This is a genomic window from Proteus sp. Marseille-Q3619 (genome assembly GCF_965283115.1).
Genome location: NZ_CBDIMP010000001.1, coordinates 3,436,202 through 3,451,158 on the forward strand (window position 1 = coordinate 3,436,202; position 14,957 = coordinate 3,451,158).

Sequence of the window (14,957 nt, forward strand, 5' to 3'; positions counted from 1 at the left end):
TTCTTATTCAATATGGTACAGTATTGGGCTATGTTTTAGCGAAGAAATTTTGGTTAAGTGAATAACAAAGACCAGAATAGGAAAAATCCAGTCTTTGTTACTTCTCATTTTTTGATGAGTTATCGAAATAATTTATTTTTTTGGTTATTCTTGTTGTAGCGTGATATCTGCATGATTAATCACTTCATTTTGTTCATTTTTCAATGAATCAAACAGAATTTGTGCCGCTTTCCCTGGGCTATTAGAATTAAAATAAAGGTTATAACGGATCGCAGGTAAAGCAGGTAAACCTTCTTTTTCGCCTAAAATACGCAAATCATCACCAGAAAGCTCAATTGAACGCGCCATAATCCCTAAACCAGCTCGTACTGCCGCTCTTGCACCAGAAAGTGTGGTTGCAATATAAGCAATTCGCCAACGAATACCTTGCTGATCAAGATGATTTATCATCATATCGCGGTAAGTGCTTGGCTCATCAAGCACCACGAGAGGTAACGGCTCATCAAGATCAAATCTAAAATGTTTTCCGCAATACCATAATGAAGGTGAAACGCGTAATACGATTTTAGGATAACCCACATGCTCTTCAGTAGAGATGGCTAAATCTAGCTCATTGTTTTCTAACATAGACATTAAAAACGGACTACGTTTAACAATAATTTCCATAATTAAGCGAGGATAAGCGCCTGAAAAACGAGCGAGAAGTTCAGGTAAAATCGTGTTTGCGGTGTCATCGGGAGAACCAATTTTTAAAATGCCATCAATCTCTTCATGCATTAGTGAAAGGCATGCCTCATCGTTAAGGCGTAAAATACGGCGAGCGTAATTAAGCAGTTGTGTACCCGCTTCTGTCAGTGTTTTATTTCGCCCTTGGCGAGCAAATAGCTCTTTTCCAAGTAGAGACTCAAGTCGTTGCATCTGTTGGCTAACGGCGGATTGTGTTCGGCAAACGGATTCCGCCGCTGCAGCAAAGGTATTTCCATCGACAACGGCGACAAAGGTTCGAAGTAAATCAAGTTCTAAGTTAAAAATAGGGCGTTTTGCGGAAGTCATTATAGATATCTCTTAACTGGTGTTGTTGTGCTTAATAAAACAAAAGAAAAATATTTTTATAAGACTATTTTGGATGTTGCGTAACCAATACTCATACTATGAAGAGTTGAATGAATAATCCATAACAAAGCTCAATAATTTCGAGAAGTTATCCATTCTTTGATGAAAAAAACATGCAAGCAAAGGTAACTACTGATTTTTATACAGTGTTATGAGACAATGACGCCTTTCTTAAAATCAGTTACAGAGTGGTTATGTCCCTTTCTCAATCCGTTAAAAATCAAATAAGTCAGTGGTATAAAGCCCTACCAGAGCATATCGAAGGGTTTATTCCGCGTGCCCCACAGCGTGAAATGATAGCTGAGGTAGCCAAGACTTTTTCTGATGAAACGGGGCGCCATCTTGTTATTGAAGCCCCTACTGGGGTGGGTAAAACACTCTCTTATCTTATTCCGGGGATTGCAATTAGCCGTGATGAGAAAAAACCGCTGATAATTAGTACGGCGAATGTGGCACTGCAAGATCAAATTTATAGTAAAGATCTGCCATTACTTAAAAAAATCATTCCTGATCTTACGTTCACAGGCGCTTTTGGTCGTGGGCGTTACTTATGCCCTCGTAATTTAGATGTGATTTGTGCCACTGAAGGCGAGCAAATCGACTTAATGTTTTTGCTTGAAGATAAAGTGGATGTGGCGACCAGTGCAGAAAGAGAAATTTGCCAAGAGCTCAAAAATGATTTCACTAGTTTCGGCTGGGACGGATTACGCGATCACCATAAACGAGCATTAACCGATAGTTTATGGCGTAAAATCAGTACGGATAAAATGAATTGTTTAGGGCGTAATTGCCAATATTATCATCGTTGTCCTTTTTTTATTGCGCGTCGTGAAATTGATGAAGTCGATGTGGTTATTACCAATCACGCTTTAGTAATGGCAGCAATGGAAAGTGAATCCGTGTTACCTGATGCTAAAAATCTGCTTTTGGTACTTGATGAAGGGCATCATATTCCTGATGTTGCGCGCGATGCACTTGAAGTCGAAGGGGAAATAACCTTAGTTTCCCTTAATAATCAGCTTGATAATATCACTCGTCATGTTAGTCAGTATTTAGCGCAATTTATTCCTGTAAGACCGCCTAAATTGGCTGATCCTATTCGTTTTGATGCTCATATTGCTAAGTTACGTGAAGCCTATCAAGAGGTTGATACATTCACGCGAGCATTATTACCAGAACGCAGTGAACAAGATGAATATCTCTTCCCGTTAGGTGAATTACCTGAACAACTTCTGTTAAGTTGCCAGACATTATTTAAGCTAACGGATGGTTTAAAAATGCTGGGCGAAGCTATTTTAAACGATTTAACAGAACGGACAGCGAAAGAAGACGTTGTGCGTTTACATCGTGCCATTTTAACTACCAGTAGGATGGTGGGTTATTTAGAAAATATGGCGAAACTTTGGCGCTTAGCCACATTAGAGCAAACTTCAAAAGCACCAGTATCCAAATGGTTAACTCGTCGTTACGATAAAAAACAGTCTCATCTCTATTTTCATTGTGCTGGCATTCGGGTTAGTGAGCAATTGACGCAATTATTATGGAAAAATATTCCTCATGTGGTTATTACGTCTGCAACATTACGTTCATTAAATAGCTATTCTCGTATTCAAGAATTGACGGGATTAAGCGAGCAATTTGATGATCGCTTTATTACGTTGTCTTCGCCTTTTGAACATCAAAAGCAAGGCAAACTCGTGATCCCAAAAATGCACTATGAGCCAACTATGCTCCATGAACGTGAGCATTTAAAAGAGATGGCTCGTTATTTTCGCCAAGAAATGGAAGAGAATAATCATCGAGGGCAATTGGTTTTATTTAGCAGCCAACGTGCAATGGATGGCTTTTTAGAGGAAGTGAAAGACTTGCGTTTATGCTTATTAGTACAAGGTGATCAACCACGCTATCGATTAGTTGAAACACATTGCAAGCGTATTGATGCGGGTGATAATAGTGTATTAATTGGCTTACAATCTTTTGCTGAAGGTCTAGATTTAAAAGGTGATTACTTAACGCAGGTACATATCCATAAAATTGCCTTTCCTCCAGTGACTGATCCAGTGATTGTAACTGAGGGAGAGTGGTTAAAATCACTCAAACGTTATCCTTTTGAAGTGCAAAGCTTACCCAGTGCATCGTTTAATTTAATTCAGCAAGTTGGGCGTCTTATTCGTAGTCATCACTGTCATGGTGAAATTGTCATTTATGACAGACGTTTATTAACAAAAAACTACGGTTCACGCTTATTAACGGCACTGCCAGTTTTTCCAATTTATCAACCGGATATGCCTAAAGAGAAGTGATTTTCTATTATATTATAGAGATTTTACTTTTGTTAGTGATTTATGCTTCTCTAACTTACTTTGATATATTTATTAATGTGTTATTAATAAATATAGGCTATTTACTATAAATTTTTATTCTTAATAAAAGAAAAATTGTTTTTTTGTTTAAAATAATAAAAGTCATTTTATGGTTAAATATATTTAATCATTTCGTTTTGTTTTTATTTAAGATTCTGTCTGATATTATTAACTTGTATTTTTTATGAATCTTATTAATAATTAAAAAATAAAAATATCTTATATTTAAAATTAAATAATTATTTTACATAAATTAATATAATTATAACAAAATAAACAATTATATTGTAATGTTCTTATTTTTATTAATTTAGAAAAAGTGAATACTTTATTTAGAAATTATCACTCTGATGTTTTTTTAAATTATTTATTTTATATTAAATAGTATGCGATAATCTTTTTTTATTTAGTTAAGATAAATGCTCAATAAATTTATAAAAAATAACAGTCATTTTAATTGACTGATTTATTTGGATTTTTTGTTTTTATTTTCTCGTTTTTTTATAGGGTTATTTTTATGACTTTATTTCTATTTTGATATGTATCAATAAAATTAAATATATTTAATTAATAAGGTTGTAAGCTGTTTTTTTTTAATTTCTCTTCAGTACAATATATCTCATAAACACCCTATCACTTATTGAATTAAAAAAATCTCTCCTGATTTTCTTAAATGAAACGATGATTGCTGATAGGGTGTTTTTACTCAAATAAACTAGGTTCTTTAAGGTTAATACTTATTTTAAGTATTGATCTTTTTATTAATAAAATCATATAAATATATTTAACAAAAATAAGTTTTAATTCTTTATATATTACTACTCTTAAACGGTAGTTTTATTTATATATTAAAGCAGGAGCATTGTAAAAAATGAAATCTATTCTCCCTACAAAAGAAGAGAGTGACGAGAAATTATTATCTCGGCGTTCTTTCTTTTCATTTGCTGGAAAGATGAGTCTTGCGGCAGGGGTAACCGCTGTAACGGCGGGATGTGATGGTAATATTTCTGGAGGTACTGGCTGGGTTCCCGAGCAATACAATGCAAAAGGCACTTTTCCTGTACAAGTCCGAGGCCGAATTCCTATTGATCCTAATAATGTGGCAATTTGTCGTGATGATAAAAAATGCATTTTATGTGGTCAATGTGTTGAGGTGTGTGAAAAAGTACAAACGGTGATGGGAAATTACGATTTACCGTTAATTGATAGCGTTCCTTGTATTGATTGTGGGCAATGTACGCTTTGGTGTCCAACAGGTGCGATAACAGAAGTTGATGATACGGATAAGGTGATTAGGGCTTTATTAGATCCAACACTGCATGTTGTTGTTCAAACCGCGCCCGCTACGCGCGTTGCTTTGGGTGAAGAGTTTGGTATGCAGCCGGGTAAGGATATTGAGTTACTGCAAGTTGCTGCACTGAGAAAACTGGGTTTTGATAAAGTTTTTGATACGAACTTTTCTGCTGATCTGACCATTATGGAAGAAGCGACAGAATTACTGCAACGAATTCAAAATAATGGCGTATTACCACAATTTACATCATGCTCGCCGGGTTGGGTTAAATTCTGTGAAATGTTTTATCCTGAATTGATCCCTAATTTATCTTCAGCAAAATCACCCATGACAATGTTGGGAACGATGATAAAAACCTATTATGCCAAAGAGCAAAATATCGATCCTACCAAAATTGTCTCTGTTGCCATTATGCCATGTACTGCTAAAAAATCAGAAGCGGCACGCCCTGAAATGAATGGCGCTAGTGTGTTATGGGAAAAACCTGATCTTCGTGATGTTGATATCGTGCTAACAACAAGAGAGCTCGCCAGATTAATTAAAAGTCACAATATCGATTTAACGTCTCTTCAACCCGCAAATTATGATCGCTTAATGTCTGAATACAGTGGTGCTGGTGCTATTTTCGGCGTGACAGGGGGCGTGATGGAAGCGGCGGTCAGAACCAGTTACTACTTTATTACAGGTGAAAGACCACCAGAGCCTTTATTTAATTTGCAACCTGTACGTGGATTAGAAGGTATTAAAGAAGCCGCTCTGGATATTCCGGGAGTGGGGGAAATTCGCGTGGCAGTTTGCTCTGGTATGGGAAATGCGCGTCCTGTCTTAGAAGCAATTCAAAAAGGGGAAAAACAGTGGCACTTCGTTGAATTTATGGGATGTCCTGGTGGGTGTATTGCGGGAGGAGGACAGCCTCGTTCGGCATTACCGCCTTCTGATGAAATACGTGCTTTACGCATGAAAGCGCTTTATAGCAAAGATGAACGCGCCACAATCCGCTTGAGTTATGAAAACAGTGAAATTCAAAGTATCTATAAACAATTTTTAGGTGAACCTTGTGGTGAACGTGCTCATCAATTGCTTCATACGCATTACCAAGATCGCAGTATTCATTTTAACAAAAAGAAAGCTTAAAGATTGAGGAAACACATTATGTCTAAAGGTGTATTAGTCGATCTTACAAAGTGTATCGGCTGCGGTAGTTGCACAGTTGCATGCAAAATGTACAACGAAAATAAATGGATAGAAGACAGACAACCTACAAGTGGTGAGAATGCCAAACTTGCGGATGAAAACTGGACGGTTATCAAAACAGTCACGGTTGAGAAAGAAGATAAAGCGGTTTGGCGTTATGTTAAAGAGCAATGTTTTCACTGTATTGATCCCGCGTGTGCTTCAGCATGTTTTGCAAAAGCCTTCCAAAAAACACCAGCAGGGCCAGTGGTTTATTATCCTGATCTCTGTGTGGGTTGCCGATATTGCATGGTGGCATGCCCGTTTGATATTCCTAAATATGAGTGGGAAAAGTCACTTCCTTATGTCACTAAATGCATGATGTGCTCATCTCGTGTGGAAGAAGGGCAATCTCCAGCATGTGTTGCAGTATGTCCTACTCAAGCCTTGGTATTTGGTGAGCGACAAACCTTATTAGAAAAAGCCAGAGAAACCATCACGAATAATCCAGAATATGTTCAACATATTTATGGTGAGAAAGAAGTGGGGGGGACTGAATGGCTCTATATTTCCGATGTGCCATTTGAACAGCTTGGCTTTAAAACGGGATTAACGGAAAAACCACTCTCTTCTTATACCTCTGATTTTATGAAATATACGCCGATAGCAGGCGCTACTTGGGCTGTGATTTTGGGTGGTATTGCCATGTTTAATCACAGAAAAGATAAAGTGAGCCGCGATGAGCAATCGCATCAGCATCTAGAGCATAACCAGAATAGTACTGATGAAGAAACAAGGAGATCAGAATGAGTGTTATCGATAATTCGACCCACTTTGGTAAGTGGCGTTTTCCTATGACACCAGTGCGCTGGGTGCTTGTTGCTATCAGTTTGATTGCCGTAGGGCTTATCTTATTTCGCTTAGTCACAGGATTGGGATTAGTGACCAATCTTAATGATGAATGGCCTTGGGGGCTTTGGATCTCTTTTGACGTGATGTGCGGTGTGGCGTTAGCTGGGGGCGGGTATGGTACTGCGTTAATTGTTTACGTATTTAAACAAGAACAATTTTCAAGTATTGCTCGAAGTGCAGCATTAACGTCATTAATTGGTTATTTATTGGTGATGGTCGGGCTTTTCCTTGATATCGGGCAGTGGTGGAATTTCTGGCGTCCATTAGTTTCTCAAGGGCATAGCTCAGTGCTTTTTGAAGTCTTTATTTGCGTCTCTGTTTATACCAGTGTGCAATTAATTGAATTTGGAGAAGTGGCAACTGAACGAGTTGGACGAAAATACCATAATTTTTTCCGTAAAATATTACCGGTATTGTTAGTCATTGGTATTGCAATTCCATCAATGCATCAATCATCACTTGGGGCGCTTTATTTATTAATGGTCGATAAACTGCATCCATTATGGTGGTCGCCAATTATTTTCTTCCAATTTTTAATTTCGTCGTTTTTTGTTGGCCCTGCAATGATCGCAGTTGAAACTGCATTAGCAGGCCGAGCGTTTAATCACAAAGTGCCAATGTCGGTATTAAGTGGTTTAGTTCGAATTTCAGGTTATGCAATGCTGGTTTATTTAGCGTTGAAATTCGGCAGTATTATTGCAGAAGGTAAAGTGCATTACCTTTTCGAAGGCAGCTTTGAATCTTTATTTTTTTGGATTGAAGTTGGTTTTGGCGTTATTGTGCCGTTAATTATCTGTTTCTCACCATTAATAAAACGTCGAGGCTGGCTGGTAACTTTTGGTGCGCTAGTCGCTTCGGGGGTTATTTTAAACCGTTATAACGTTGTGGTGACAGGTATGGTGACATCAACGGGTGTCTCTTATTGGCCATCGCTACCAGAATTAACTATCACTCTTGGTCTGGTTTCAATGGGGGCGCTCGCTTATTTATTTATCTGCGAAAACTTCCGTATTATTGAACATGAAGACGACAAACATTAATTAACTTAATGCCCAATTTAATTGGGCATTTTTTATAAATAAAACCAAGAAAATACTCTTTTTTATTCTTTTATTAATGATAAATAGAACGATAAATATGCCTATTTTAAAAAAATCCTTGTGGTTTATTTCTTCCTCTTTGCTTTCGATTACACCAATATTGAGTTATTCCCAAGCGAATGAAAATAAACCAGAACATATTATTGTCAGTGGACAAAAAGAAGGTCATTCGTCAAATCGTATTTATAACATTGAAGCTGAAAAAATAAGCAATATAGCAGGGGGAACTAATTTAATTACGGTTGATCATGAAAATCGCTTATTAACGTTGAATGATGCCTTAAAGGATCAACCAGGTATCGTGATACAAAGTTTATTTGGTGGATTAGATCAACCTCGTTTAAGTATTCGAGGCTCAGGTGTTCAAAGTGCGCCACTTTCTAGAGGGGTATTATTACTCCAAGACGGACTGCCTCTTAATGAAGCCGATGGTAGCTTTCACTCAAGTATGATTGATGTACGAGATGCACAATTTATTAGCATTCGCCGCGGTACAAATAGTACACAATTGCAAAGCAATAACTTAGGGGGAGAGCTTGATTTTATCACCTATACAGGACGAAATAATCAAAATCAATTGCGTTATGAACAAGGTTCTTTTGGGCGTCAAGGTCTACAAATGGCGTTAGGCGGTTATAGTGATGATCATCCTATTGATGCCAGAATAAGTCTAAGTTATGACCATTATAATGGGTATCGAGAGCACTCTGCTTCTCAACGTAAAACAATGCGCTCAACACTCGGGTATACTTCAGACAACTTTGAAAATAGAACATGGATTAATTGGACTGATCTGCGTTTTGATGTTCCTGGCCCAGCAACCTTACAAATGGTTGAGAATGATCCTAAAGCGGTATTACCTGCAATTAAGAAAAAAGATCCCCATAGAAATGTCGAACAATTACGTATAGCCAATAAATCGACATGGAATAGTGGTGCTCACGATATTCAATTTGGATGGTGGTATTCACAAACACATGATAATTTCAAAACACCCAGTCATTACCAATTTGTGAATTATTATACTAAAGGCGCTCAATTTAATTATAAATTAGAAACTCAGCATATTAGTTATCGTGCCGCGTTAGCTTGGGATCACTCGATAATGAAAGATGATATCGAGAAAAATCCCAAAGGCTGGCTAGGACGATATGATGGACGAGCTGAAAATATCTATGCGTCTTTAGGGGCGGGTATACATATTAGTAACAGTGTGTTGTTTAATCTGGATGTAAAAGGAACTCATGCGAAAAGAGATGTATTTTCGAGCCATAATTCTCTTGAACAGTCCTTTAATTTCTTAACACCTAAAGTTGGGCTGATTTGGTATCCTAATTACAATACACGCTTATTTGCTAATGTCAGTATGAGCCAAGAGCCGGCTTCTTTTAATGATATTATTAATCCTAAAGCGCCGTTAAATAAGGTCAATCTGTTAAAACTTTCGCCTCAAAAAGCAACCAGTTTTGAAATTGGTAGTGATATTGAATTAACAGATAATATCGGTTTAAGTACGGTGCTTTATCGCAGTTTTATTAAAGATGAATATATTACATCCCACGATCAAAATGGGAATATTGTTGATATTTATAATTATCCTGCAAAAACTCGCCATCAAGGTGTTGAATTCAGTATCAATGCGATTCAACCGCTTCGTGTTGGTGATTTTCTCTATCGTGCAACATGGACGTATAATGATTTTCGTTTTATGGGCGGGGAATATAATCGAAAATATATTGCAGGTGTTCCTAGAAACCTTATTTCGGGTGAAATTAACTATCAATTAAATGGATTGAGATTTGGTCCTACACTGTATTGGTCACCCACAAATGTTGCTGTTGATCATGGTAACCATCTTAATATTCAAAAGAGTAAACCCTATGCATTATTAGGATTTAATGCACATTATCAATATGATAATCAGTGGTCTACTTATTTGAATTTAGACAATATTACGAATAAACGCTATGCGGCAAGCACTTTGGCCAATCCAACAGTGAAAAAAAATGATGCCTTACTTTTCCCTGGGAATGGTTTTAGTGTTAATGCGGGTGTGGTGTATAAATTTTAATTCAATCAGAAAATAGACAAAGGCTGCCTTACATGGCAGCCTTTTTTATATTAATCACGTCTCTTTACACGTAGATTAATTTTCAATATTGGCTTCAATAAACCATAGGAATTTATCAAGATCACGCGATGCAGCAGTAAACATATCGGCGGTATCTTCGTCTTCAACTTCGTCAATGGCTTTACGAATATCATTAGCAACAACAGCATAACGATCAGCCAGTGCTTTTAGGTGATCTTGCACATCATGAATATCCAGTGGATAAGCTTTCAGTGGTGTTTTTTTACCGACAACTTGTGCTGTGCCTAATACTGTGCCACCTAACTGAACAATACGCTCTGCGAACTCATCAGTGTGCTGATTAATGGTATCGCGGAAGCCATCAACCATCTCATGAACAGAAATAAAGTTTCTGCCACGCATATTCCAGTGCGCTTGTTTTGTGATGAGAGATAGGTCGATAAACTGCGTCACCATCTGTTGCAATAATTCAATAGCGTGCAGTTTTACGCTGTCATCGAGGTTATTACGGGTATAAAGCAGAGTTGAAGGTGTGGATTTGACTAATTTAGCAGTACTCATAATCGTTCTCCCTAAATAATTAATAACTCAATATCTTAATTTCTGTTAATGATGATAGTGAGTTATTAATGGTTAGTCTTATCGATTGATACTATTAAATTGATAGGTCATCTATTAAAAAAATCTAATCTATCGAAATAGTCTATTTAGGGTAAGACAATGAGCGCAAAATAGCAATGATAGGTCAGTAAAGTTATTATTGAATAAGAAAAAAGGATCATAAGATCCTTTTTAAATAAATATTTATTTCTTATAAGAAAATACGGTTAAGTAATTATTTAACCTCTTCAATTTTGGTTTTATTTTTCATGGTTGCTGTTGAACCTATAGAGGCTAATACAATAAAGGCAAGGGCAATCCATTGAATTAGTGTCAAATGTTCGTGTAAGAAAATAATACCAATAAAGGCACCCATACAAGGTTCTAAGCTCATTAAAGTACCGAACGTTTTAGCGGGTAAACGTGTAAGAGCAATCATTTCTAAGGTGTAAGGAAATGCAGTCGATAAAATTGCAATGGCTAATGCAACCGGTAAAATTGACCAGCTAAACATAATGTCAGGACTACTTTGTAACATACCAATAGGAACGAAAATAAAGGCAGCCACTAATGAGCCAATTGAAACTGTTGCCGCACCGTAACCTTTACCTGCACGTTGTCCGAATACAATATATAGCGCCCAACCTACACCAGCACCCAGTGCATAAAGAATACCTAGAGGATCTAATCCATGAATATTATCGCCAATAGGTAGCAATAATCCTAAGCCTGCAATGACTAAAATTATCCATAAAAAGTCGATGGCTCTGCGCGATGAAAACATAGCAACAGCTAAAGGGCCTGTAAATTCAAGGGCAACAGCAATTCCTAAAGGAATGGTTTCAAGAGCAAGATAGAAAAGGTAATTCATTGCCCCTAAAGATAAACCATATAGAAACAGTGGCATAATTGATTTTCGAGTGAATTTGAGTCGCCACGGTTTAAAAATAAAAAAGAGAATTAAAGTACCCAATAATAGACGTAATGCCGTTACAGCTGGAGCACCAATAACAGGAAATAGGCTTTTAGCAAGGGATGCGCCACTTTGAATTGAAAGCATGGAGAGAAGCAAAAGAAGCACAGGGTAAAACACCTGTAATTTAGCTGAGTGTCTGGCTGACAACATCCTATAAAACCTCGTCAATAATCAATCGTTATGTGTTCTCTGTTAGCAGATAACAAAGGATCGCATAATATAAAATAAAATCACCGACTTTAATATAGCTATTCATTAATAAATATTTTTTATTTTAATTTAGTTGAGTGAGATTAGCTAAAATATAACTTAATTTATTTTTAATAAAATAAAAAATGACTTCTCATAAATATAAGCATTAATAATGATTAAATATATATGTGAAATAAAAAGCGTAAAAACACTTTTTTTAACCTTTTTTATTAAAAATACCTTCAGTATAATTCCAAGCTCGATTTAACTAGCTAAAAGAGAATAAAGAAATGAGTAAAATAAAATCTATCGCAGTGTATTGTGGTTCTAGTTTAGGCGCTTCACCTATTTATAAAGAACAAGCAATTATTTTTGCCAAAGAGCTAGTTAAACGTAATATTACCTTAGTTTATGGTGGTGCCAGTGTCGGTATTATGGGCACTCTCGCTGATACTGTATTAGCTGAAGGCGGAAAGGTGATAGGGGTTATTCCTACGCTATTAGAAGGGCGTGAAATATCTCATAAAAATCTGACCGAACTGCATGTTGTTGAAACAATGCATCAACGTAAAAGTAAAATGATAGAACTGGCTGGTGGTTTTGTCGCTTTACCCGGTGGTTTCGGTACATTAGAGGAGTTTAGTGAAGTCTTTACATGGAGCCAAATTGGTTTGCACCAAAAACCATTGGGCATACTTAATATTAATCAATTTTACGATCCGCTTTTGATGATGATTGATAAAATGGCGGATGAACAGTTCTTACATGAAAAATATCGCCATATGGCTATTGTGGAACAATGCCCTATTCAATTATTAGATAAATTTGAAACATATATTGCACCTCCAGTAAAAACCTATAACAAATAAAGGTAAAAAATGATAATCATAAGAAAAGCAATATTGTCTGATGTAGAAGAAATTAATACTCTTTATATCTATTTATTTGATGAAATGGCAACATTACAGCCAGAGAGATTAAAGCCCGGTAAACAAGATGAAGCTTTTATTATTAATGGTATTCAAAATAATAAATTTCATCTTTTAGTGGCAGATTTAGACGGTAAAGTGGTTGGATTCAGTATTGCTCAAATTCAAGAAACACCTATGTTTAACTGCTTGGTTCAACGTAAATATGCTTATATTTACGATATCGTTACTGATCCTACGGTACGTAGCCAAGGCGTAGGTCGTTTATTGTTGACCGCAATGAAAGAGTGGGCAAAATCAGAAAAAATGACGCATCTCGAATTGTCTGTATTAGCTGAAAATGGTGCAGCTAAACGTTTTTATGAGCGAGAAGGATTAAAAGAAGTCAGTACAATGATGGGAATTACTTTATAATTCTATTAAATTTATCTTATTTTTTATGATGTTAAGTGCAATGATAAAAATAAACCCGCTTAAAAAGCGGGTTTATTAATTATATTATTCAGCTAAATTGTGGGTTTCCCCGCAATGATCGTACACAATACCCTGACATTTTCAACATCTTCTGCCGATATTTCAAACAGGTTTCTATCTAATACGATTAAATCGGCAAATTTTCCGACTTCTAATGATCCAATTTGTTTATCCATATCTAATGCCTGAGCGGCATTAATGGTAGCAGCACGTAGGACTTCAATTAACGTAAGGTTACGATCATTATCAAGGCGTGGGCTTGCTGCATCTTTTTGGCGAGTCATCGCAACTTTAAAATCGTACCATTCATTAAGTGGATCAATTGGCCAATCGCTACCAAAAGCAACAGTAACGCCAGCATCAATAAACTTGCCAGCAGTCTCTAAATAGTCACAGCGAGATTTACCTAGCATTTCAATATCTTTTTCGATATTGCTCTGTTCTGCTGCTGCCCATTGGAAGGAGAGGAAAGGAAAGGCTTTTAGTTGTGTAAAACGGGCATAATCTTTTTCACACATCAATTCATTATGTGCAAGCCCTGGTCTTATGTCTTTTTTAGGTAAGGCTTTGCGCATTGCACTAATAGCATCAAGTGCCGTACTAATTGCACCTTCAGCAACAGTATGAATATGAGGGTGATAACCAGCACGGGCAATTTCTGTGACTAACGGTGTTAAAATTTCAGGTGAGAAATAGAGATCGCCAATATGTTCAGAGTCTTGCCAGTGTGGCGTATCATCAGTGCCAACGTTAATACGATAAGGTGAGTGCAAGCGCGCTGTCATAATCGGCGCTTGTAATACACCATCAAGGAAAAGTTTGATATGGCGGATCGCAACACTGGGTTGAGCACCTTCGCTGATTTGATGCCATTGCGAAAAACGAGCGACAGCATGGCATACAGCGCTTGGAATATCTTCAATACAAGGTACATCATCTGGCGTGATTTCAACGGCATTCTCTATGCGCAGGGTTAATTCACCTGCTTGTCTTAACGTGTTGAAGGCGCGTAATTGAGGCTCACCCACACGAGCATCCATAATCGTGGTCACGCCTTGTTTATTTAATAATTTTTGAACATGGCGAGCTATTTGTAAATTTTGAGCTTCAGTCAATGGAGGCAAGCTATCAATGGCTTGCATTGCTGGCGCATCTTCAAGAGTGCCAATCGGTGTTCTATCACCATCACGTTCAATATTTCCATCAGGAGGATCGGGCGTTTCAGTGGTGATATTTAACAGCTCTAAAGCGCGAGAATTAGCAAGAACACTATGACAATCGCTAGAAAAGAGCAAAATAGGGCGAGTCGTATTTAAGGTATCAAGGTGATAGCGTGTCATTTGCACACCTTCAGGTTGCATACCTTCACGATACCATGCGGATACTTTTAACCATTCGGTATCACTATCAATAAAGTTTTCATCAAGGTATTTCTGAATACGTAATAAAATGTCATCAATAGAGAGTGATTGATAATCAAGATGGCAACCCGCTAGTGTTGCGCCTCCCCAAAATGGGTGCATATGTGCATCAATAATGCCCGGCATGACCATTCTTCCCTGTAAATCAATCTGCTCAGTATTTTCATTACAGTAAGAAAGTAACCCCTCTTTTTTACCTGAAGCAATAATCACACCTTGGCTGATCGCGATAGCATCAACAATAGTGTCATTATGATCAGCGGTATAAATAAGTCCGTTGTAATAGAGAGTGTCTGCAATTTGAAATGTCATTCTTCT

Annotated in this window: 11 protein-coding genes; 7 read left to right on the forward strand and 4 right to left on the reverse strand. The window is 37.0% G+C overall.

Going from position 1 to position 14,957, the window contains the following annotated elements; genetic code table 11:
- Window positions 1-144 precede the first annotated feature (144 nt).
- The gene (locus ACWPWK_RS15825) at window positions 145-1,053 is read right to left on the reverse strand and encodes a LysR family transcriptional regulator (RefSeq protein ID WP_109373451.1); all 909 of its coding nucleotides are present in this window, start codon (window positions 1,051-1,053) and stop codon (window positions 145-147) included.
- Window positions 1,054-1,307: 254 nt separating this feature from the next.
- Here ACWPWK_RS15825 and dinG point away from each other — a divergent pair, with 254 nt between their 5' ends.
- The 5 genes from dinG (at window position 1,308) to ACWPWK_RS15850 (ending at window position 10,026) form a co-directional block, all read left to right on the forward strand.
- On the forward strand, window positions 1,308-3,416 hold the full coding sequence (gene dinG / locus ACWPWK_RS15830; RefSeq protein ID WP_109373452.1) for an ATP-dependent DNA helicase DinG: 2,109 nt from the start codon (window positions 1,308-1,310) through the stop codon (window positions 3,414-3,416).
- A 931-nt stretch (window positions 3,417-4,347) separates the two neighbouring features.
- On the forward strand, window positions 4,348-5,904 hold the full coding sequence (locus ACWPWK_RS15835) for a [FeFe] hydrogenase, group A (RefSeq protein WP_109373453.1): 1,557 nt from the start codon (window positions 4,348-4,350) through the stop codon (window positions 5,902-5,904).
- An 18-nt stretch (window positions 5,905-5,922) separates the two neighbouring features.
- The gene (locus ACWPWK_RS15840) at window positions 5,923-6,753 is read left to right on the forward strand and encodes a 4Fe-4S dicluster domain-containing protein (RefSeq protein ID WP_109373454.1); all 831 of its coding nucleotides are present in this window, start codon (window positions 5,923-5,925) and stop codon (window positions 6,751-6,753) included.
- The gene (gene nrfD / locus ACWPWK_RS15845; RefSeq protein ID WP_109373455.1) at window positions 6,750-7,895 is read left to right on the forward strand and encodes an NrfD/PsrC family molybdoenzyme membrane anchor subunit; all 1,146 of its coding nucleotides are present in this window, start codon (window positions 6,750-6,752) and stop codon (window positions 7,893-7,895) included. Before ACWPWK_RS15840 ends, nrfD begins: the two co-directional genes overlap by 4 nt.
- A 97-nt stretch (window positions 7,896-7,992) precedes the next feature.
- Window positions 7,993-10,026 (forward strand): TonB-dependent receptor domain-containing protein, encoded by a 2,034-nt coding sequence (locus tag ACWPWK_RS15850; RefSeq protein WP_109373456.1) that lies wholly within the window; start codon window positions 7,993-7,995, stop codon window positions 10,024-10,026.
- 75 nt (window positions 10,027-10,101) lie between these two features.
- Here the strand turns inward: ACWPWK_RS15850 and dps are convergent, their stop codons facing one another.
- Window positions 10,102-10,608: a DNA starvation/stationary phase protection protein Dps gene (gene dps / locus ACWPWK_RS15855; protein ID WP_100159508.1), complete on the reverse strand. Its 507-nt coding sequence runs from the start codon at window positions 10,606-10,608 to the stop codon at window positions 10,102-10,104.
- Window positions 10,609-10,882: 274 nt separating this feature from the next.
- Window positions 10,883-11,773, reverse strand: a complete 891-nt coding sequence (gene rhtA / locus ACWPWK_RS15860; RefSeq protein WP_100159509.1) for a threonine/homoserine exporter RhtA — start codon at window positions 11,771-11,773, stop codon at window positions 10,883-10,885.
- 332 nt (window positions 11,774-12,105) lie between these two features.
- Between rhtA and ACWPWK_RS15865 the strand changes: the two genes are divergently transcribed.
- Entirely contained in the window at window positions 12,106-12,684 is a 579-nt protein-coding gene (locus tag ACWPWK_RS15865) for an LOG family protein (protein ID WP_109373457.1), read from the forward strand.
- A gap of 9 nt (window positions 12,685-12,693) precedes the next feature.
- Window positions 12,694-13,158: a GNAT family N-acetyltransferase gene (locus ACWPWK_RS15870; protein ID WP_109373458.1), complete on the forward strand. Its 465-nt coding sequence runs from the start codon at window positions 12,694-12,696 to the stop codon at window positions 13,156-13,158.
- Window positions 13,159-13,250: 92 nt separating this feature from the next.
- Here ACWPWK_RS15870 and ACWPWK_RS15875 read toward each other — a convergent pair whose 3' ends face one another.
- Window positions 13,251-14,951, reverse strand: a complete 1,701-nt coding sequence (locus ACWPWK_RS15875) for an amidohydrolase (protein WP_109373459.1) — start codon at window positions 14,949-14,951, stop codon at window positions 13,251-13,253.
- Between the last annotated feature and the right edge of the window lie 6 nt (window positions 14,952-14,957).

Bases quoted from the DNA above. Each gene is read 5' to 3' on its own strand.
- ACWPWK_RS15835 (WP_109373453.1), top strand. From the start codon at position 4,348: ATGAAATCTATTCTCCCTACAAAAGAAGAGAGTGACGAGAAATTATTA.
- dps (WP_100159508.1), bottom strand. From the start codon at position 10,608: ATGAGTACTGCTAAATTAGTCAAATCCACACCTTCAACTCTGCTTTAT.
- ACWPWK_RS15825 (WP_109373451.1), bottom strand. From the start codon at position 1,053: ATGACTTCCGCAAAACGCCCTATTTTTAACTTAGAACTTGATTTACTT.
- rhtA (WP_100159509.1), bottom strand. From the start codon at position 11,773: ATGTTGTCAGCCAGACACTCAGCTAAATTACAGGTGTTTTACCCTGTG.
- ACWPWK_RS15840 (WP_109373454.1), top strand. From the start codon at position 5,923: ATGTCTAAAGGTGTATTAGTCGATCTTACAAAGTGTATCGGCTGCGGT.
- nrfD (WP_109373455.1), top strand. From the start codon at position 6,750: ATGAGTGTTATCGATAATTCGACCCACTTTGGTAAGTGGCGTTTTCCT.
- dinG (WP_109373452.1), top strand. From the start codon at position 1,308: ATGTCCCTTTCTCAATCCGTTAAAAATCAAATAAGTCAGTGGTATAAA.
- ACWPWK_RS15865 (WP_109373457.1), top strand. From the start codon at position 12,106: ATGAGTAAAATAAAATCTATCGCAGTGTATTGTGGTTCTAGTTTAGGC.
- ACWPWK_RS15870 (WP_109373458.1), top strand. From the start codon at position 12,694: ATGATAATCATAAGAAAAGCAATATTGTCTGATGTAGAAGAAATTAAT.
- ACWPWK_RS15850 (WP_109373456.1), top strand. From the start codon at position 7,993: ATGCCTATTTTAAAAAAATCCTTGTGGTTTATTTCTTCCTCTTTGCTT.
- ACWPWK_RS15875 (WP_109373459.1), bottom strand. From the start codon at position 14,951: ATGACATTTCAAATTGCAGACACTCTCTATTACAACGGACTTATTTAT.